The 17,573-nt window shown below is 64.1% G+C and carries 15 protein-coding genes; 6 read left to right on the top strand and 9 right to left on the bottom strand.

Annotated features, from left to right (window positions below; genetic code table 11):
• Window positions 1-27: 27 nt before the first annotated feature.
• On the bottom strand, window positions 28-1,389 hold the full coding sequence (locus tag HYH07_RS15865; RefSeq protein WP_220003346.1) for a M23 family metallopeptidase: 1,362 nt from the start codon (window positions 1,387-1,389) through the stop codon (window positions 28-30).
• A 111-nt stretch (window positions 1,390-1,500) separates the two neighbouring features.
• Complete coding sequence (locus HYH07_RS15860; RefSeq protein WP_220003345.1) at window positions 1,501-2,202, bottom strand: peroxiredoxin; 702 nt, start codon at window positions 2,200-2,202, stop codon at window positions 1,501-1,503.
• A 204-nt stretch (window positions 2,203-2,406) separates the two neighbouring features.
• On the opposite strand from HYH07_RS15860, the gene HYH07_RS15855 reads away from it, so the two are divergent.
• Window positions 2,407-6,219: an AsmA-like C-terminal region-containing protein gene (locus HYH07_RS15855; protein WP_220003540.1), complete on the top strand. Its 3,813-nt coding sequence runs from the start codon at window positions 2,407-2,409 to the stop codon at window positions 6,217-6,219.
• A gap of 180 nt (window positions 6,220-6,399) precedes the next feature.
• Here the strand turns inward: HYH07_RS15855 and HYH07_RS15850 are convergent, their stop codons facing one another.
• The 3 genes from HYH07_RS15850 to tyrS all read right to left on the bottom strand — a co-directional run bounded on the left by HYH07_RS15850 (window position 6,400) and on the right by tyrS (window position 9,646).
• On the bottom strand, window positions 6,400-6,846 hold the full coding sequence (locus tag HYH07_RS15850) for a DoxX family protein (protein ID WP_220003344.1): 447 nt from the start codon (window positions 6,844-6,846) through the stop codon (window positions 6,400-6,402).
• Between the two features lie 218 nt (window positions 6,847-7,064).
• A complete protein-coding gene (locus tag HYH07_RS15845; protein WP_220003343.1) occupies window positions 7,065-8,336 on the bottom strand; it encodes an MFS transporter in 1,272 nt (423 codons plus the stop codon).
• Between the two features lie 56 nt (window positions 8,337-8,392).
• Complete coding sequence (gene tyrS, locus HYH07_RS15840) at window positions 8,393-9,646, bottom strand: tyrosine--tRNA ligase (RefSeq protein ID WP_220003342.1); 1,254 nt, start codon at window positions 9,644-9,646, stop codon at window positions 8,393-8,395.
• A gap of 165 nt (window positions 9,647-9,811) precedes the next feature.
• On the opposite strand from tyrS, the gene HYH07_RS15835 reads away from it, so the two are divergent.
• The 3 genes from HYH07_RS15835 to HYH07_RS15825 all read left to right on the top strand — a co-directional run bounded on the left by HYH07_RS15835 (window position 9,812) and on the right by HYH07_RS15825 (window position 12,017).
• A complete protein-coding gene (locus HYH07_RS15835) occupies window positions 9,812-10,915 on the top strand; it encodes an anhydro-N-acetylmuramic acid kinase (protein ID WP_220003341.1) in 1,104 nt (367 codons plus the stop codon).
• A 96-nt stretch (window positions 10,916-11,011) separates the two neighbouring features.
• Window positions 11,012-11,689, top strand: coding sequence for a glutathione S-transferase family protein (locus tag HYH07_RS15830; protein ID WP_220003340.1), 678 nt, complete (start codon window positions 11,012-11,014; stop codon window positions 11,687-11,689).
• A gap of 4 nt (window positions 11,690-11,693) precedes the next feature.
• The gene (locus HYH07_RS15825) at window positions 11,694-12,017 is read left to right on the top strand and encodes a multidrug efflux SMR transporter (RefSeq protein ID WP_220003339.1); all 324 of its coding nucleotides are present in this window, start codon (window positions 11,694-11,696) and stop codon (window positions 12,015-12,017) included.
• A 17-nt stretch (window positions 12,018-12,034) separates the two neighbouring features.
• On the opposite strand, the gene HYH07_RS15820 is transcribed toward HYH07_RS15825, so the two are convergent.
• From HYH07_RS15820 to HYH07_RS15805, 4 genes are all read right to left on the bottom strand, one after another.
• On the bottom strand, window positions 12,035-12,310 hold the full coding sequence (locus HYH07_RS15820) for a DUF1330 domain-containing protein (protein ID WP_220003338.1): 276 nt from the start codon (window positions 12,308-12,310) through the stop codon (window positions 12,035-12,037).
• Window positions 12,311-12,361: 51 nt separating this feature from the next.
• Window positions 12,362-12,874: a DUF1697 domain-containing protein gene (locus tag HYH07_RS15815; RefSeq protein WP_220003337.1), complete on the bottom strand. Its 513-nt coding sequence runs from the start codon at window positions 12,872-12,874 to the stop codon at window positions 12,362-12,364.
• A 63-nt stretch (window positions 12,875-12,937) separates the two neighbouring features.
• The gene (locus tag HYH07_RS15810) at window positions 12,938-13,585 is read right to left on the bottom strand and encodes an alpha/beta hydrolase (protein ID WP_008143006.1); all 648 of its coding nucleotides are present in this window, start codon (window positions 13,583-13,585) and stop codon (window positions 12,938-12,940) included.
• Window positions 13,586-13,938: 353 nt separating this feature from the next.
• Window positions 13,939-14,889 (bottom strand): LytTR family DNA-binding domain-containing protein, encoded by a 951-nt coding sequence (locus tag HYH07_RS15805; protein WP_220003336.1) that lies wholly within the window; start codon window positions 14,887-14,889, stop codon window positions 13,939-13,941.
• Between the two features lie 44 nt (window positions 14,890-14,933).
• Between HYH07_RS15805 and HYH07_RS15800 the strand changes: the two genes are divergently transcribed.
• Complete coding sequence (locus tag HYH07_RS15800; protein ID WP_220003335.1) at window positions 14,934-16,127, top strand: acyltransferase; 1,194 nt, start codon at window positions 14,934-14,936, stop codon at window positions 16,125-16,127.
• Window positions 16,128-16,178: 51 nt separating this feature from the next.
• A complete protein-coding gene (locus HYH07_RS15795; RefSeq protein WP_220003334.1) occupies window positions 16,179-17,318 on the top strand; it encodes a cysteine desulfurase family protein in 1,140 nt (379 codons plus the stop codon).
• Window positions 17,319-17,573 lie beyond the last annotated feature (255 nt).

Raw genomic sequence — 17,573 nt, 5'->3', positions numbered from 1 at the left:
GCGGCGCGAAGGGCCCAGGCGCGGGGCTTAACCCGCGCTGAGCCGCACACCGGCGCGCAAAAACTTCTGCGGATCGACGGCTTCGCCGTCGATGCGGGTCTCGTAGTGCAGATGCGGACCGGTTGAACGGCCGGTCGAGCCGACAAGGCCGATGACCTGGCCGATCCTCACGATCTCGCCGACCTTGACGTTGATCTCGGAGAGATGACCGTAGCGGGTCGACAGCCCGTTGCCGTGATCGACCTCGACCATGCGGCCGTAACCACCGGACCAGCCGGCCGAGACCACCTTGCCGTTGGCGGTGACGCGTGCGGGATCGCCGGTCGCGGCGCGGAAGTCGAGACCGGTGTGCATCGCCGGCCGGCCGAGGAAGGGGTCGCTGCGCACGCCGAAGCCGGACGTGAATTCGACCTCGCCGACGACAGGCTTGCGATAGGGCACCTGTGCCAGCGTGCGATTGAGCCGGTCCAATTCGGCGCGGGTGACGTTGATGCGATAGAGCTGCTTCTCGAAGGGGCCCGCGTTCGCCGTGAGCTTCACCGGCACGAACGGGCCACCCATCGGCGCGCGCGGCACCGCGGCCTCGAGGCTGGCGAGGTTCAGGCCGAGGTCGCTGACCACGCCACGCATCCGCCGCATCCGCGAATCCATGCCTTCCTCGACGGCGTTGAGCGCCGCGACCTGGCGGCGCTCGACCTGATCGAGCGAGTTCGTGAGCCGGACCAGGACATTGTCAAAGCCCTGGTTCTTGGCGAATTGATTGACCGGCGAGGCGATCACGGCAGGCGCGCGCGATTCGAGCCGCGCCTCTCGGTCAGGCGGCGCCACGAAGATCACGGTGTCGCTGATCGGCGACGGTTTGGGCGTACCCTGGGTCGGCTGATTCGCCTCGCCACGCTGCGGCGCCGCGCGGGGGATCGATCCGGTCACGTCGGGCATGGCGCCGAGCGCCGTGGCCCGGGACTCCAGCGCCGTCTGGCGCTTCATGATCTGGTCGAGCTTCTGGTCGAACTGTTCCTGGTCGAGCAGTTGCCGGCTGGTGGCGCGATCGACCTTGGCGCGCAGCTCGGCGATGCGGTCTTCATAGGCGTACTGCATCTCGGCCTGGCGGGCGATCAGCCGGGTCAGGACGTCGTCGCGAAAAGCGAAATAGGTGGCGGTTGCCGCCGACCAGAGCCCGAGCAGAACGACGGTGCCGACCACGATCCAGAACACGACGGGCCCGAGGCGAACCTGCTTGCCGTGATGTTGGATGGTGTAGGCGTCGTCGGTATCGGGGAGGGGAATCGCTGCAGCTACTGCCGGAGCAGGGCGGCGGTGAAAGGACCGGCCGTGGTCGTGCGGGTGATGCTGGGGGTACTGCGAATATTGGGCAGAACTTTTCGACATCGGCACTCCCGCGCCGGTCGGAACGGTTCCTTGCGGCTTAACTGCCGCGGCAATCTGGGCCAGTCATGGTTAATTTTCCGGAAACGGGATCGCCCGATTTTAACGGGCTGGTTAAAGACTTCTTGCCGCAGCCAGCACCTCGTCGGCATGGCCGTCGACCCGCACATTGCGCCAGATCCTGGCCACTTTGCCGTCGCTCCCGATCAGCACGGTGGTACGAAGAATCCCGAGGAAGGTCTTGCCATACATGGACTTTTCGCCCCAGGCGCCATAGGCCTGCAGTATCTCATGGTGTTCGTCCGAGATCAGGGGGATGCCGAGACTGTGCTTGTCGCGGAATTTCTCCTGGGCCCTTAACGGATCGGCCGAAATGCCCAGCACCGCGGCGCCGGCGGCCGCGAAGTCACCCTTGAGCCGCGTGAAGTCGATCGCCTCGCGGGTGCAGCCCGGCGTGTCGGCGCGGGGGTAGAAGAACAGGACAAGCTTCTGGCCGGCGTAATCCGACAGTGTGACGACGTTGCCACCGTCGCGAGGGAGGCGGAACGCCGGGGCCTTCTGGCCCTCGGCCAAAGGGGATTTGGCGCCGGAAGCCGCAGCCGCGGGCTTGGAGGCCTTTTCAGAAGATTTTAACCGTTTCGATGCGGCCTTATGCGATGCTGGCTTTGCGCCCGTCCTGGTTGATTTGCCTGCCGATGGCGGCTGTGTCTTTGCGCTGCGCGTTTGAGTCGTTGCCCGCGTTTTCACGGGCATCTTTTTAGCGGTCAAACTGCCGGAGGGCGTTTTGGACGATTTCTTTCGGGATTTCTTGGACATACGCCTTCCTTTCGTCGCTTTCGGCGGGTCAACCAAAGCGGTATTGCAGCTCTCGTCCGGTGTGCCGGATTCGCGCCCTCGGCTGGGCAATTTTGGCGGCGCCGGAGTATGGTTACAAGGAATTCCACGCACCACCCCACTGCTCGTTGAACGCGCTCCCGGGGCGAAATGACGAACAGCAGGAACATCAGAGGTATGGCGGCAATGCCGGGGCGGGGAGCGTCTATACCCGTCGATGGCTGCGGTCCCGGCGGCGCTCAGTCCTACGACGGGCGCCTGTATCGAGAGGCAATGGCAAGGAATACGTCGCCCCAGGATCACACCCAGGATCACAATCGGGACTTCGACCGATACGCCGGCCATCACGAGCAGCCGGATTGGGACGAGGCCGACTGGGATCAGGACCAGGAGGAGGAGGCGGGCCACCGCGCACGCCGCCTGTTGTCGCGTTCCAACTCGCGCTTCCAGATCGGTAACGGCGCCTCGGCGTTTCGCCGGATGCTGCCGAGCGGACGCTGGCTTCGCCGGATGTCCGTCGTCCTCGGCTCCTTGATCGTCATCTTCGTCGGCTGCTTTGGCGCGCTGTGGTGGCGGCTTGGCGCCGGCCCCATCAATCTCGACGTGGCAACGCCATGGCTCGCCGCCGCAATCGAGGACAATATCGGCCACGGCAACACCGTGGAGGTCGGCGGGACCCAGATCGAACGGACCGGGCGCGTCGGGATCGCCGTGCGCATCCGCGACATCATCGTTCGTGATCATGATCATGCCATCGTCGCCAGCGCGCCGAAGGCCGAAGTGAGGCTGTCGGGAACAGCTCTTCTCACCGGCCGCCTGCGCGCCGAAAGCCTCAACCTGGTCGATGCAGAACTCGCGATCCGGATCGCGCCCGACGGCACCGTCACGGTCTCCGCCGGCGACACCGCCAAGCCGCTCGCGACCGGCGTCGCGTCCAAGAAGGAAGCGGGGCTGCCGCCGACCTTCCCCCGCAACGGCGTGCCGCCGCCGCCTTTCGGGATGGCGCCTGCAACGCCGGATGCATCCCAGGCCGCGCCCCAACCCACTGCGCAAAGCGGCATTCTTCAGGGGCTCGACTGGCTCGACAGCCTGAGCATGACCGGCCTCGACGGCCAGAACCTCAACGAGATCGGTCTCAAGAACGGCAATCTGATCGTCGACGACCAGCAGCGCGGCGGCAAATGGACGTTTGAGAACATCACGCTCAGCCTGCGCCGGCCGAGCCAGGGCGGTGTGGCGCTCAGCCTCGGCGAGGAGGGCGGACATCCGTGGTCGCTGCGCGCCACGATCGGACCCAGCGAGAATGGGGTGCGCTCGGTCGATATCCGCGCCGACAAGGTCTCGACCTCGAACATCCTGCTCGCGCTGCGCGTCAAGGACCTGACCTATACGGCCGACTTGCCGCTGACCGGCGAGCTTAAAGGCGAGCTCGGCCGCGACGGCGTGCCGACATTCTTCCGCGGCAAGGTCAGCGTCGGCGCGGGCAACATCATCGACACCGACACGCCCGATTATCCGATGGCGATCGACCAGGCCGAGATCAACATCGAATGGGATGCCAATCGACGGGTGCTGGTCGCGCCGTTCAAGGTCCTTTCGGGCGCGAACCGTCTGACGCTGCTGGCCCATCTCGAGCCGCCCAACGGCACCGTGAACGACTGGCAGCTCGGCTTCAGCGGCGGTTCGATCCTGCTCGGCGGCATCGACAACGAGCCGCCGCTCGTCTTCAACCGCATCGCGATCGGCTTCCGCTTCGACACCGACCACAAGCGCATGCTGCTGACGCAGGCCGATATCAGCAACGGCGAGATCGGCGTCGCCGGCACCGGTGCGATCGACTATTCCGGCGAGCCGCGCCTGACGCTCGGCTTTGCGGGAACGCCGATGTCGGCCTCCGCCTTGAAGCGGATGTGGCCGACGCTGGTGGTCCCTGAATTGCGCCAATGGGTGATCGAGCGGATCGAGCGCGGCACACTCCAGCGCATCGAGGTCGGCGTCAACTCGCCGACACGTAACCTTCCGCGCAAGGGACCGCCGATTCCCGACGACGGCCTCTCGGTCAACATCGTGGCCAGCGGCGTCGCGGTCCGGCCCGTCGACGGCATGCCTGTCGTGCACGACGCCGACCTCAAGGCGCACGTGACCGGACGCACGGCCACGGTGAATATCGCCCAAGGCATTGCCGACACGCCCGCGGGCCGCAAGATCACGATCTCCGATTTCACCTTCGAGGTGCCTGACATGGCGCCAAAGCCGTCGCCCTCGCGGACGCGCTTCCGGGTCGAAGGTCCGGTGCCGGCGGCGGCTGAAATGCTGTCCAATGACCGGCTGAGCGATCTGTCGTCGACCGTCGTCGACCCCAACACCAGCAAGGGCACATTCACGGCGAATATCCAGCTCGGCCTGCCGGTCAAGGGCGAGCTGACCAAGGCGGACACCACCTACGCCGTCACCGCCGATCTCAACGGCTTCAGCGCTGAAAAGCTGGTGATGAACCAGAAGCTCGAGGCCAACAATCTCAGGATCGTCGCCAACAACGGGGGGTACCAGGTCAAGGGCGACGTCAAGATCAACGGGCAGGCGGCCTCGCTCGATTATCGCAAGACGACCGATGGCGATGCCGACGTCAAGCTGCAGACGACGCTGGATGATGCCAGCCGCGCACGCCTCGGCTTCGACCTCAGTCCTGCCGTCAGTGGCTCGGTGCCGGTCAAGGTGTCGGGCAAGATTGCCGGCAGTCCCGACGCAACGACCAAGCTCGGCATCGAGGCTGACCTCACCTCGGTCAAGCTCGACAACATCCTCCCAGGCTGGGTCAAGCTGCCGGGTAAAGCGAGCAAGGCCACGTTCAAGGTGGTGCCGACGGCGCAATCGACGCGGCTCGAGGACATCGTCATCGAGGGCGGCGGCGCCTCGATCAAGGGCTCGCTGGAAGTCGACTCCAACGGCGATCTCATGAATGCGAACTTCCCGGTCTACTCGCCATCTGACGGCGACAAGACGTCGCTCAAGGTGGAGCGCGGTCAGGACGGCGTGGTCAGGGGCACCATGCGCGGCGATGTGTTCGACGGCCGCGGCTTCCTGAAGTCGGCGATCTCGGGCAATTCCAAGGACGACAAGAGCAAGCTCAAGAACATCGACTTCGACATCGATGTGAAGCTTGGCACGGTCGCCGGGTTCAACGGCGAGACGATGCGCAGCGTCGATGCCAAGATGTCGAAGCGCGCCGGGGCGATCAAGGCATTCACGCTGAGCGGCAGGATCGGCCAAAACACCCCGGTCGCAGCGGATCTGCGCGGCGGGCGCGCGCAAGGCAGCCGCGAGGTGATCTATCTGCAGACCAATGATGCGGGATCGCTACTGAAGTTCACTGACACCTACACCAAGGCGGTCGGCGGCCAGATGGTGGTAGCGATGGAGCCGCCGACATCGGAGCCCAATACCTCGCGCGAGGGCCTTATCAACGTGCGCGACTTCACGGTGAAGGGCGAGGCGCAGCTCGAGCGGGTTGCGGCTGGTTCGCCCAACGGGACCGGGAACGGCGTTTCCTTCAGTGCATTGCGCGCCGAGTTCACGCGGCAGAACGGCGCGCTCACGGTTCGTGACGGGGTGGTCAAGGGGCCGATGATCGGCGCCACGATCGAAGGCTCGATCGACTATCCCGGCAACCAGGTTTGCATGAGCGGTACCTTCGTGCCGATGTACGGGTTGAACAACATGTTCGGACAGATTCCGGTACTCGGGTTGTTCCTGGGTGGTGGCAACAACGAGGGACTGATCGGCGTGACCTACGAGGTCATCGGCACCCCGGCTGCGCCCGTGATGCGCGTCAACCCGATCTCGGCAATATTTCCCGGCGTGACTCGGAAGATCATGGAGTTCAATACCGGTAAGCAGAACTCGCCGTTCGACGATCAGCTGCCGGCGGCGCAGGCGGGCGACAGCCCGACGGGATCATCGCGGCCACTGTCGAGCGGTTGCAGCCTCGCGCGGCGTTAGCGCGAAACCTGACTGCCGCAGCCTCGGCGCGATCAGCAATGAGCCGCTTCGTTCACCGCATCATCATGTTCGCGCTGCTCGTGGCAGTGCTGGTCCTGATCTGGAACGTGCTGGGCCCGCGATAAAAAAGCGGCGCCACGATTGTCGTGGGCGCCGCCTCTTTTTCGTTGATCGAGGTCCTTAGCGTCGAGCGAAGGCGCCGCCGGTCGCCTCGCTCTCTTTGCCCACCAGCGCATCGACGCTGACCACGCCGCCACCGGCGGCCGCGAGGTAGAGGCAAGCGAAGCAGAACAGAATCGCCGCGGTACCGCCGTTGAGCAGCGGCAGGAACACCGGCGGGCCTTCCTTCGAGATGTGGAAGACGTGACCGAGGAAATAGGCGAAGGCCATTTCACCGGAGAGGATGAAGGCCGAGAGGCGGGTGAACAGTCCGATCATCAGGGCTGCGCCAAGCACGAGCTCAATCAGGCCGGCCGTCCAGATCAGCGGCGGCGGATTGGCGAACATGGCCACCTGCGGAATGTGGAAGAGCTTGGTCATGCCGTACTGGAACAACAGCAGTCCGGTGATGAAGCGAAACAGGCTCAAGAGAACCGGTTGATAGCGAGAGAGATAAGGAAAGTTCATTGGTTTGTGCCCTCCATCCAATGCTGCGACTAGGACCGCATTCGGTACCGCCTCGCAAGCTGCGCCAGGTCAATTCACGCTGACATTTTCGTCATGACGGACAAAACACCGCAGAGTGTGGTTTCAGCCACACGCTGTCTGCATTTCTAGGCGTCTACGCGCAGTGCCGCCCGTAGTTCCCCGGTGACACGAATGCGTGCAGGTTACCGCCGGGAAACCTAGCGCCGCAAGGCGGGCACAATCAGGAATGGAATCATCCCCAGCACGACGCTCGCAAGTGCGAAGGCGAGCAGCGCGTTGTAGCCATGGGTGGCGTCGTGGATCAGGCCGCCGCTCCAGGAGCCAAAGGCCGAACCGAGCCCGCTGCCGATCGAGATGGTGCCGTAGATGGTGCCGACCCGTTTGCCCTGGAAGATCCGCATCGCGGTCGCGCTGATCAGTGGGCCGCGCGAGCCCATCATGCTGCCGAAGCAGACGACGAAGCCGGTGAGCAGGAAGATGTTCGGCGAATACTGCAACAGCCAGAGCAGGATGATGCCGAGGATCGAGATCGCGTAGCTCAACAGCACGGACGGCCGGCGCCCGATCAGGCCGTCGAGCGCGGAGACACCCAGCATGCCGAACACCAGCACGACGCCGGAGAAGCCCCAGGCGGTCGCGGCCTGCAGCGGCGGAAAGCCGGCGTCGATCAGATAGGCCACGATCTGGGCCGCGATCGCGTACATGCCGACGGCGGTGAAGAAGAAGGTCGAGAACAGCGCCCAGAACGCGTGGTGGCGCATCGCGCCGAGGAGTGTCCAGCCGTTGTCGAGGAAATCGGGATCGGTCCTCTTCACGACATGCGGCGAGCCCGCGGCGAACAGCCGCCATGGCAGCAGCAGCAGCGGCACCAGCAGCCCCAATGCCGCAAAGCCGAACAGCTGGTAGGTGTCGCGCCAGCCAATGTGATCGATCAGGAGCTGCGAGGCCGGCAACAGCGCCAGTACGCCGCCGCCCATCGCCGAATACACCACGGACATCGCGGTCGGCAGCCGTGGTCCAAACCAGCGGCCAAGCAGGATCGAGTTCGGCACGATGCCGATGAAGGCCACGCCAATGCCGACGCAGAGGCCGATCGAGAGCTGGAACTGCCAGAGATGCTGGGCGTGCGCCGCGATCAGGAACGCCGCGCCGAGCAGCAGAAGTCCAAGCGCATAGACGATGCGTGGTCCCGAATGATCGAACAGCCGTCCGACGAAGGGAGCGGTGAGGCCGCTCGCGAGCCAGGTGAGGGAATAGACCGAAACGATCTGCGCGCGATCCCAGCCAAAACTCTCCGAGATCGGCTTGAGGAACACCGTGAAACTGTCGCCGAGCCCGCGGCCGAGAACGGCCAGCGTGAAGCAGAGCGCCAGCACCGTGAGTGCGATGCGCACGGCGCCTTCCGGCGTCGCCGCGACGCCATCCTTGCTCGCCTTCGCCGGCGTTTCCCTGGGCGTGTTCTGATCCATTGCCTATCAGGGAGCGCGCATCCGCGCGCCCTGACAAGCATCAAAAGCTCATACCGCTATGCAGGCCTGATGAGGACGTGCTTCTTCTTGCCGAAGGACAGCTTGATCACGCCTTCAGGCGTCAGATGGCCGGCCGACAGCGTCATTTTCTCGTCGGTGACCGCGACGTCGTTGACGCGCAGGCCACCGCCCTTGATCTGGCGCCGCGCTTCGCCATTGGATGCAACGAGGCCTGCCTTGACGAAGGCGTTGAGCACACCGAGGCCGGACTCCAGCTCACCACGCGGAATTTCCACCGTCGGCAGGCTTTCGGCGAGTGCGCCTTCCTCGAAGGTGCGGCGCGCGGTTTCGGCCGCTTCATTGGCGGCATCGCGCCCGTGCAGCAGCGCGGTTGCTTCCGTCGCGAGCACCTTCTTGGCCTCGTTGATCTCGGAGCCACCGAGCGCCTCGAGCTTCTTGATCTCGGCCATCGGCAGTGTCGTGAACAGCTTGAGGAATTTGCCGACGTCGGCATCCTCTGTGTTGCGCCAATATTGCCAGAAGTCATAGGGCGAGAACTGGTCGGCGTTGAGCCACACCGCGCCTTGCGCGGTCTTGCCCATCTTGGCGCCCGACGCGGTGGTCAGCAGCGGAGTCGTCAGCGCGAACAGCTGATGCGTGCCCATGCGGCGGCCGAGATCGACGCCCATGATGATGTTGCCCCACTGATCCGAGCCGCCCATCTGCAATTTGCATCCCGTCCGCTTGGCGAGCTCGACGAAGTCATAGGCCTGGCAGACCATGTAGTTGAACTCGATGAAGCTCATCTCCTGCTCACGCTCGAGGCGCAGGCGCACGGAGTCCATCGTCAGCATGCGGTTGACCGAGAAATGCCGGCCGACGTCGCGCAGCATCTCGATCCAGTTCAGCTTGGTCAGCCACTCTGCATTGTCGAGCATGATGGCGTCGCTCTTGCCATCGCCGTATTTCAGCACCTTTGCGAATACGCCGCGGATCGATTCCTTGTTGGCCTCGATCTCGGCAATGGTGCGGATCGCGCGCGTCTCGTCCTTGCCGGAGGGATCGCCGACCATGGTAGTGCCGCCGCCCATCAGCGTGATCGGCTTGTTGCCGGACTGCTGCAGCCAATGCAGCATCATCATCGTCAGGTAGTTGCCGATGTGCAGCGAGGGGGCGGTGCAATCGTAGCCGACATAGGCGGTCGCCTCGCCCTTGGCTGCGAGGGCGTCCAGCCCCTCGAAATCGGAGCATTGGTGGATGAATCCACGTTCCTGAAGCGTGTTGAGGAAATCCGATTTAAATGCAGTCATCTGTCGGCGTGCCTGACAATTCTTGGTTTACTGTTTTGGGAGCAATTTAAGGGTCTTACCTGGGAACTCGATTGCTGCCCGCCACTTGGCGCTGTGGCATTATAAGATGTGTCCCTCTGGCACAAGATCGGCATGCCGGAGGCGATGTTTGAGGACGCTGATCCCATGATGTTGACGGCACTCGGTTTGATGAGCGGCACCTCGCTGGATGGGGTGGACGTCGCGCTGATCGAAACCGACGGAAGGCAGGTCAAGGCGTTCGGGCCCTCCGGTTACCGGCCCTACAACCCGGCAGAGCGTAATTTGCTGCGCCAGGCGCTGAGCGAGGCCGTGAACCTGCCGCAACGCGATGCCCGGCCGGGTATTCTGCCCCAGGCCGAGCGGGTGGTGACGCGCGCCCATGCCGAGGCGGTCGCCGCCTTCGTCGCCCAGAATCGGATGAGGCCTGAGGACATCGACATCGTCGGCTTCCACGGCCAGACCGTGCTGCACCGGCCCGAGAAGCGGCTGACGGTGCAAATCGGCGATGCGGCGGCGCTGGCCAAGGCCATCCATATCCCGGTCATGTACGACTTCCGCGCCGCCGACGTCGAGGCTGGCGGGCAGGGGGCGCCGCTCGTGCCCGTCTACCACCGGGCGCTGGCGCAATCGCTGGCGCGCGAGGGGCCGATCGTCGTGGTCAATATCGGCGGTGTCTCCAACATCACCTATATCGATGGCAACGACACGCTGATCGCCTGCGACACCGGGCCCGGCAACGCTCTGCTCGACGATTTCATGTACCGCATCATGAACCAGGCGTTCGATGCGGAAGGCAAGTTCGCGGCGCTCGGCGAGGCGGATGAAGCCTGGATCGCGCGCGCGCTGGAGCTGCCGTTCTTCACGCTGCCGCCGCCGAAATCGCTCGACCGCAACGATTTCGTGGCGTTGAAGCTTGGCGATGTGCTGCCTGCCGATGGTGCTGCGACGCTCACTGCCTTCACCGCGGCGGCGATCGCGCGGATCGTGCCGCTGCTGCCCAAGCCGCCGAAAAGCTGGATCGTTGCCGGTGGCGGTGCCCGCAACCTCACCATGCTCCGGATGCTGCGCGAGCGGCTGGCGCCCGCCACCGTCGAGGCCGCCGAGACGCTCGGCTGGGCGTCTGATGCCATCGAAGCCCAGGCCTTCGGCTTCCTCGCCGCACGCGGCCTGAAGGGTCTGCCGCTGTCCTATCCGGCCACCACAGGCGTGCCGATGCCTATGACCGGCGGGGTGATCGCGCGGCCGTGAGATCACGGGTGATTGATGCAACTGCATCGATCTTGACGGATAAATGCAAGTGCATCTATATTGGATGCAGTTGCATCGAACCGTCGGGATCGCGCCATGTCCGCCTCACTCAAGCTGATCAGCCACAAGCTTTGTCCTTACGTGCAGCGCGCGGTGATCGCGCTGAAAGAGAAGGGTGTGCCGTTCGAACGGATCGACATCGATCTCGCCAACAAGCCCGACTGGTTCTTGAAGATATCGCCGCTCGGCAAGGTGCCGGTGCTGGTGGTGACGACGGACAAGGGCGAGGTCGCGCTGTTCGAGAGCAACGTGATCTGCGAATACATCGAGGAGACGCAAGGCGGCGCGAAGCTGCATCCGGCCGATCCGTTGAAACGCGCCGAGCACCGCGCCTGGATGGAGTTCGGCTCGGCGATCCTTGGCGACCTCTGGGGGCTGGAGACCACGACCGATCCCGCGACATTCGAGAGCAAGCGCCAGGCACTCGCCGCGAAATTCGCGCGTGTGGAGGCCGCGCTTGGCACAGGACCGTTCTTTGCTGGCGAAGCGTTTAGTCTGGTCGATGCGGTGTTCGCGCCGGTCTTCCGCTATTTCGATCTGTTCGACGAACTGACCGGGCACGGCATCTTCAACGATGTGCCGAAGGTGCGGGCGTGGCGAGCGGAGCTTGCAAAACGTCCAAGCGTACGTGGTGCCGTCGGCGCGGACTATCCGCAATTGCTGCGCGCCTTCCTCGTTCGGCACGATGCCCATCTGCTCAAGCTCGCGGCCTGAGCACATGTCGCAATCGCTGGCCTGGCTGATGCTGGTGATCGCCGGCGCGCTCGATGTCGGCTGGGCGATCTCGATGAAGTACGCGGAAGGTTACACGCGCGTGGGCTGGAGCCTTGCTTCGCTCGTGCTGCTTGCGGCTTTTGTCTTTCTGCTCGGACGTGCCTTGAAGGTGCTCGAGGTCGGCGTCGCCTATTCGGTGTGGACCGGCATCGGCGCCGCCGGCACGTTCCTGATGGGCGTGGTGCTGTTCGGCGAGGCGCTCAGCGCGATGAAGCTTGTCGGTATCGTGCTGGTCCTGATGGGGATCGTCGCGCTCAAACTCGCTTAACCAACAGAGAACAACGGTCAGGTGCAGCCATCGGCTAACAGCAGCCTGCTCGTCGTCGTTGCATGGCGCAGCTTGAAAAGGTCCTGAGCGTCGGGATCATCCAGGAAGGCTTGCGCCTTCGCGCGCTCCGGAAATTCGATGATGACAAGTCGCGCGGGCGTCCAGTCGCCTTCGATTGTAGTCGGCTCGTCGCCACGGATGATGTACCGACCCGAATGCTTGGCGATGAATGCCGGGATTTCATCGATGTAGGTCTTGAAGCCGGCAAATTCGTTCACCGAGAGGTCGAGCACCAGATATGCCTTCAATGTTTTCCCCTAACCGGCGATATCGTCTTCGGTCAGCTAAAGCTCCGCGGCCATCTTCGCAAGGGTGGCGATGGTGTTCATGTTGCGCGCGGTGCCGGCCTTCGCGGCGGGGATCACGAGTTTTGACGTCCCCATGCCGTCGCCGTAATGCACGTAGATCTCGCGGCGGCCGAGCCTGATCTCTTCATCCTTCTGACCGCGAATGCCGGCGATCGTGTCCGCGGCCGGTGCCTTGTCGAGGAAGATCGCGACTGTGCGGTTCGGCGCCATCTTTGGAAAGGGATTATTGGCCAGGACGCCTGCCATTTCGGCCGCGCTGCGCACGAGCACACCGACCGGCGCGCCGGCGTATGCGTGCAGACGCTTTTCCAGGGCGGCCTTGATAGTGGATTCCGATTTGCGGCTGGTGAAGACCACGTTGCCGCTGGCGATGTAGGTGTGTACGGCACCGAAGCCAAGCTCTTCGCACATCGCCTTGAGCTCGGTCATCGGTAGCTTGCCGGTGCCGCCGACATTGACCGCGCGCAGCAGGGCTACAAACGCGGTCATGTCAGAGCATGATCCGGAAAAGTGTGAAGCGGTTTTCCGAACAGATCATGCTCAACAAGAGTCTTACCGCACGTTGGCGAGGCGCATGTCGAGATAGGCCGTGATGGTTTCCATCAGCGGCTCGAGCTTCGCGTCGAAGAAATGGTTGGCGCCGGGAATGACCTGCTGGTCGATCACGATGCCCTTCTGCGTCTTCAGTTTCTCGACCAGCGTGTTGACGTCCTTCGGCGGTACCACCGCGTCCTTCTCGCCATGCACGATCAGCCCCGATGAGGGGCAGGGCGCGAGGAACGAGAAGTCGTAGAGATTGGCCGGCGGCGCGATCGAGATGAAGCCCTCGACCTCGGGACGGCGCATCAGCAGTTGCATGCCGATCCAGGCACCGAAGGAGAAGCCCGCGACCCAGCAGGCGCGCGCCTCAGGATTGATGGTCTGCGCCCAGTCGAGCGCTGCCGCCGCATCCGACAATTCGCCGGTGCCATGGTCGAACGAGCCCTGGCTGCGGCCGACGCCGCGAAAGTTGAAGCGGAGCACCGAGAAGCCGCGATGCGCAAAGGCGTAGTAGCACTGGTACACGATCTGATGGTTCATCGTGCCGTGAAACTGCGGATGCGGATGCAGGATCATCGCGATCGGCGCGTTCTTCTGCTTGGCCGGGTGATAGCGGCCTTCGAGACGGCCAGCGGGGCCGGCAAAAATGACTTCAGGCATTGATGATCTCTGGATTGACTTGCTGGAAAGCGGGTCCTTGGCAATCAACCGATTGTGGCCTCATCGGCGGATGCCGACGAAAGCGCGAATGGAAGGACGAGAAGGCCGTGCGCCTTGCGGTGATGCGCAGATGGCGCGCGGTGACTTGACGGTGCGCGTTCTAACATAGGCAGCGGGGCAAAAAGCAAGCATCTTCGACATCTGCCAATCTGCTCAAGACCTTAGCGGGTCATGGCGGTGCGACGTCCGGCATGGTCGGGATCGCGCAGGAAGATCGCGGAGGCTGGCATTGAGGCGGCAAGCATTTGGAATCACGATCGTTTTATCGGCTGCCGGCTGATCCGAGCGGCGATTCACACGGGCGCAGTACGGCTTCCGAGCGAGGCGACGGCGGGCCGGTAGCGGCGGCTGCCGCCAAGCGTCTTGCCGTTGTCGAAGGTGAGTTCGAAATCCCCTGACGGCTTGAAGTCCACGCCGCTGACGCGGTCGAGATTGGCAAGCCGGGTGCGGTGAACGCGCACGATGGCGAAACGGGCCAGCTCGCTTTCTGTCGCGGCAAGGGTCCCCCGGATCAGGTGCTGGGTGCCGTTGGCAAGGCTGTACTCGATGTAATTGCCGGCGGAGGCGACCCACAGGATGTCGCGCGGCGCGACCCGAATCCGGCTGGTGCCGTCCCGCAGCCAGATCAGGTTCGGCGACGGTTGCTCCAGCGAAGCGGCCGGATTGGAGCGGGCTTCCTGCGCGGTCTTGCGCAGCTCGCGGCGGCTTTCGAACAGCCAGAGAGTTGCCCCAATCAGCAACGCTGTCACAGCGTCCTTACGGAACTCGTAGAGGACGACGGCCGTCGAGAAATGGAACTCGTAAGCGCCGCCCGCGAGCCAGAGCAGGGACTTCCGCAAGCCCACCATGCCGGCGATGTGGAGCGCCGAGAAGCCGAGCAAGGCGACTGCCGTGATTCCGATCCGCGCCGCGATGCCCATTGTCCGGCGCATGCGCCGGACCGACAGCATCAGAATCGGCACCAGGGCCCAGATGACGGCGATGCTCGTCATCTCCCAGAACAGGCGCCGGCCGATATCGGCGCTGTCACCGCGCCAGGCCGCGTCCTGTGCGCCGGAGAGCGCATTGACGATTCCGACGATGAGCGCGATGGCGGCGATCGCAGCGAACGTTGCCCAGTCGCCGTTGATCCCGCCGCGCCAACCGCCCGTCCCTGAGGAGGACGCTTCGTCCCCTCGCGCTCGGTTCTGATCCCGCACCGCCTCGACGCGCTCCGTTTCCGGCGCATTTTGGCCGTCAGCCATGGCCCCAAACCCACTGATACCGAGAGCCTAGGGAGCAGAGATCCATGTCAACACCACAGCAAGCATCAGGTTCGGAACGACGCATCGATCTGGACTGGGTGCGGATTTTAGCCTTTGGGCTGTTGATCTTCTACCATGTCGGCATGCTCTACGTGTCCTGGGGATTTCACATCAAGAGCGAGCACCGGCTGACCTTTCTCGAGCCGGCGATGCTGGTGCTCAATCCCTGGCGGCTATCGCTCCTGTTCCTCGTCTCCGGGGTCGCCAGCCGCTTTATGCTGAGCAAGGTCAGGCTCGCGGCGTTCGCCCGGGCCCGTTCGGTGCGGCTCTTGATCCCGCTGATCTTTGGCATGGTCGTGATCGTGCCGCCGCAGTCATATCTCCAGATCGTCGAGAGCTTCGGTTACCCCCAGGGGTTCGCCGATTACTACCTCCATCACTATCTGGCGTTCAGCGCGCAGTTCTGCCCGAACCCCTGCATCGTGCAGCCGACCTGGAACCACCTCTGGTTCGTGGTCTATCTCTGGGTCTACACCATGTCCCTGGCTGGCGCGCTGGCGCTGTGGCCGGCGGCCGCCGACTGGATCGGCCAGAGGATGGCGGCCCTGCTCGCCGGGCCATGGTTGCTGGTACTGCCGTGCCTGCTGTTCGCGGCCTGGCGGCTGTTCCTGTCGCCGATCTTCCCCTCGACACATGCCCTGTTCGGCGACTGGTACAACCACGCCGACCATGCGACCGCGTTCCTGATCGGCTTTCTGCTCGCACGCGAGGGCGGCATCTGGCGCGACATCGAGCGCCAACGATGGGTGGCGCTGTCGCTAGCAGCCGTTTGCTTCGCCGTCTTTGTTCTCGCTTACGCCGGCTTGTTGCCGCGCTCGCCGATGCTCCAGTGGATCGCCGGTTCGGCCTATGGCTGCTACCAATGGATCGCGATGGTCGCCGTGCTCGGCTTTGCGCGCCGCCATTTGACGGCTGATGGCCCGGTGCGCCGCTACCTGACCGATGCGATCTTTCCCTATTACATTGTGCATCAAACCGCGATCATCATGATCGCACACGCGCTGCGAGGCAGCCGGCTGTCTGCGGCAAGCGAGGCCGCCATCGTGATAGCAGGCACCGCGCTCACCTGTGCGGTGACTTACGAGGTCGCGCGGCGCATCTTCTGGCTGCGTCCGTTGTTCGGGCTGCGCGTGGAGCCGCGTTCCGTCGCCGGGATCGCGCGACAACAGCCGGCCTGATGTGCGGCAGCGCCCGATTGGCGAGCGGACAAAAGGTGCTAAGAGGGCGCCATGCCGAGCCGTGTCTATCTCGACTGGAATGCGACCACACCGCTGCGCACGGAAGCGCGCGCAGCGATGCTGGCCGCCTACGAGCTGATCGGCAATCCGTCCTCGGTCCATGCCGAGGGGCGGGAGGCGCGGCGGCTGGTCGAGGAGGCGCGAGCCGCGCTGGCGACGGCGGTGGGCGCGCTGCCGCGGAATGTGATCTTTACCTCGGCTGGAACCGAGGCCAATGCTCTGGCGCTGTCGCCCGGCCTACGCGGCCGATCGGGCGAGCCAGTGCGGCGGCTTCTGGTCTCGGCCGTCGAGCACGCCTCAGTGCTGGCTGGCGGGCGGTTTCCGGCCGAAAGCGTCGGCCAGATCAGGGTCACGCGATCCGGCGTCGTCGATCTCGATCACCTGCGAGAACTGCTGCATGGTGGCCCGCCGGCGCTCGTCTCGATCATGGCGGCCAACAACGAGACGGGTGCACTCCAGCCGGTGGCCGAGGCGGCTGGGCTGGTCCACGAGGCCGGCGGCCTTCTGCATGTCGATGCGGTCCAGGCGCTGGGCAAAATTGTATTCAATCTTAACGCGGTAGGCGCCGACCTTGCGGCCTTTTCTGCGCACAAGATCGGCGGCCCCAAGGGCGTGGGTGCACTGGTCGTGGCGGAAGGACTTTCCGGATTGGAACCGGTCCTGCGCGGCGGCGGGCAGGAGCTCGGCCGGCGGGCCGGAACCGAGAATGTCGCAGGGATCGTGGGCTTGGGCGCGGCGTTGAAAGCTGTCCTTCAGGCTCTGCCTGAGGATCTGGAGCGGATGGCAAGCCTCAGAGATCGCTTGGGAAATGGTCTTCGCGAAATTTCCGGAGCGACGGTCTTCGCCGAAGATGTGAAGAGGTTGCCCAATACCGTCTTGTTCACTGCGCCCGGGTTGAAGGCCGAGACCGCTGTCATCGGCTTTGACCTCGAGGGCATTGCCGTATCCTCGGGCTCCGCGTGTTCCTCGGGAAAGGTCCAGCCGTCCCACGTCCTTTCGGCGATGGGGTATGATGCCACCGTGGCCCAGGGAGCGGTGCGCCTTAGTCTGGGCTGGTCCACGGGACCTGAGGACATCAATCGGGCGTTAGAGGCTTGGCGAAAGCTCGGTAATACCCTACTTAGAGCGTAAGCGACGAAACACGGCTTGAACCGTTCTAAGCCCGTGCTTTCCGCACAGAAACATCGTAATAGTCGTTCGAGTTTGATCCACCGTGGTCCTTGAAACCACGAGCGGAGGATGGAATGCCAGCCGTTCAAGAGACGGTCGAGCGCGTCAAGCGCATCGACGTCGACCAGTATCGTTATGGGTTTGAGACCCTGATCGACTCCGAGAAGGCTCCCAAGGGGCTGTCGGAAGAGATCGTCAAATTCATCTCGCAGAAGA

Origin of the sequence: Bradyrhizobium sp. BR 10261 (assembly GCF_019455395.1) — a bacterium.
Lineage (GTDB): Bacteria > Pseudomonadota > Alphaproteobacteria > Rhizobiales > Xanthobacteraceae > Bradyrhizobium > Bradyrhizobium manausense.
The sequence above is the reverse complement of the archived record's forward strand: the minus strand, read 5'-3'. Positions and strand labels throughout refer to the sequence as shown.

Bases quoted from the DNA above. Each gene is read 5' to 3' on its own strand.
- HYH07_RS15865 (WP_220003346.1), bottom strand. From the start codon at position 1,389: ATGTCGAAAAGTTCTGCCCAATATTCGCAGTACCCCCAGCATCACCCG.
- HYH07_RS15860 (WP_220003345.1), bottom strand. From the start codon at position 2,202: ATGTCCAAGAAATCCCGAAAGAAATCGTCCAAAACGCCCTCCGGCAGT.
- HYH07_RS15855 (WP_220003540.1), top strand. From the start codon at position 2,407: ATGCCGGGGCGGGGAGCGTCTATACCCGTCGATGGCTGCGGTCCCGGC.
- HYH07_RS15850 (WP_220003344.1), bottom strand. From the start codon at position 6,846: ATGAACTTTCCTTATCTCTCTCGCTATCAACCGGTTCTCTTGAGCCTG.
- HYH07_RS15845 (WP_220003343.1), bottom strand. From the start codon at position 8,336: ATGGATCAGAACACGCCCAGGGAAACGCCGGCGAAGGCGAGCAAGGAT.
- tyrS (WP_220003342.1), bottom strand. From the start codon at position 9,646: ATGACTGCATTTAAATCGGATTTCCTCAACACGCTTCAGGAACGTGGA.
- HYH07_RS15835 (WP_220003341.1), top strand. From the start codon at position 9,812: ATGATGTTGACGGCACTCGGTTTGATGAGCGGCACCTCGCTGGATGGG.
- HYH07_RS15830 (WP_220003340.1), top strand. From the start codon at position 11,012: ATGTCCGCCTCACTCAAGCTGATCAGCCACAAGCTTTGTCCTTACGTG.
- HYH07_RS15825 (WP_220003339.1), top strand. From the start codon at position 11,694: ATGTCGCAATCGCTGGCCTGGCTGATGCTGGTGATCGCCGGCGCGCTC.
- HYH07_RS15815 (WP_220003337.1), bottom strand. From the start codon at position 12,874: ATGACCGCGTTTGTAGCCCTGCTGCGCGCGGTCAATGTCGGCGGCACC.
- HYH07_RS15810 (WP_008143006.1), bottom strand. From the start codon at position 13,585: ATGCCTGAAGTCATTTTTGCCGGCCCCGCTGGCCGTCTCGAAGGCCGC.
- HYH07_RS15805 (WP_220003336.1), bottom strand. From the start codon at position 14,889: ATGGCTGACGGCCAAAATGCGCCGGAAACGGAGCGCGTCGAGGCGGTG.
- HYH07_RS15800 (WP_220003335.1), top strand. From the start codon at position 14,934: ATGTCAACACCACAGCAAGCATCAGGTTCGGAACGACGCATCGATCTG.
- HYH07_RS15795 (WP_220003334.1), top strand. From the start codon at position 16,179: ATGCCGAGCCGTGTCTATCTCGACTGGAATGCGACCACACCGCTGCGC.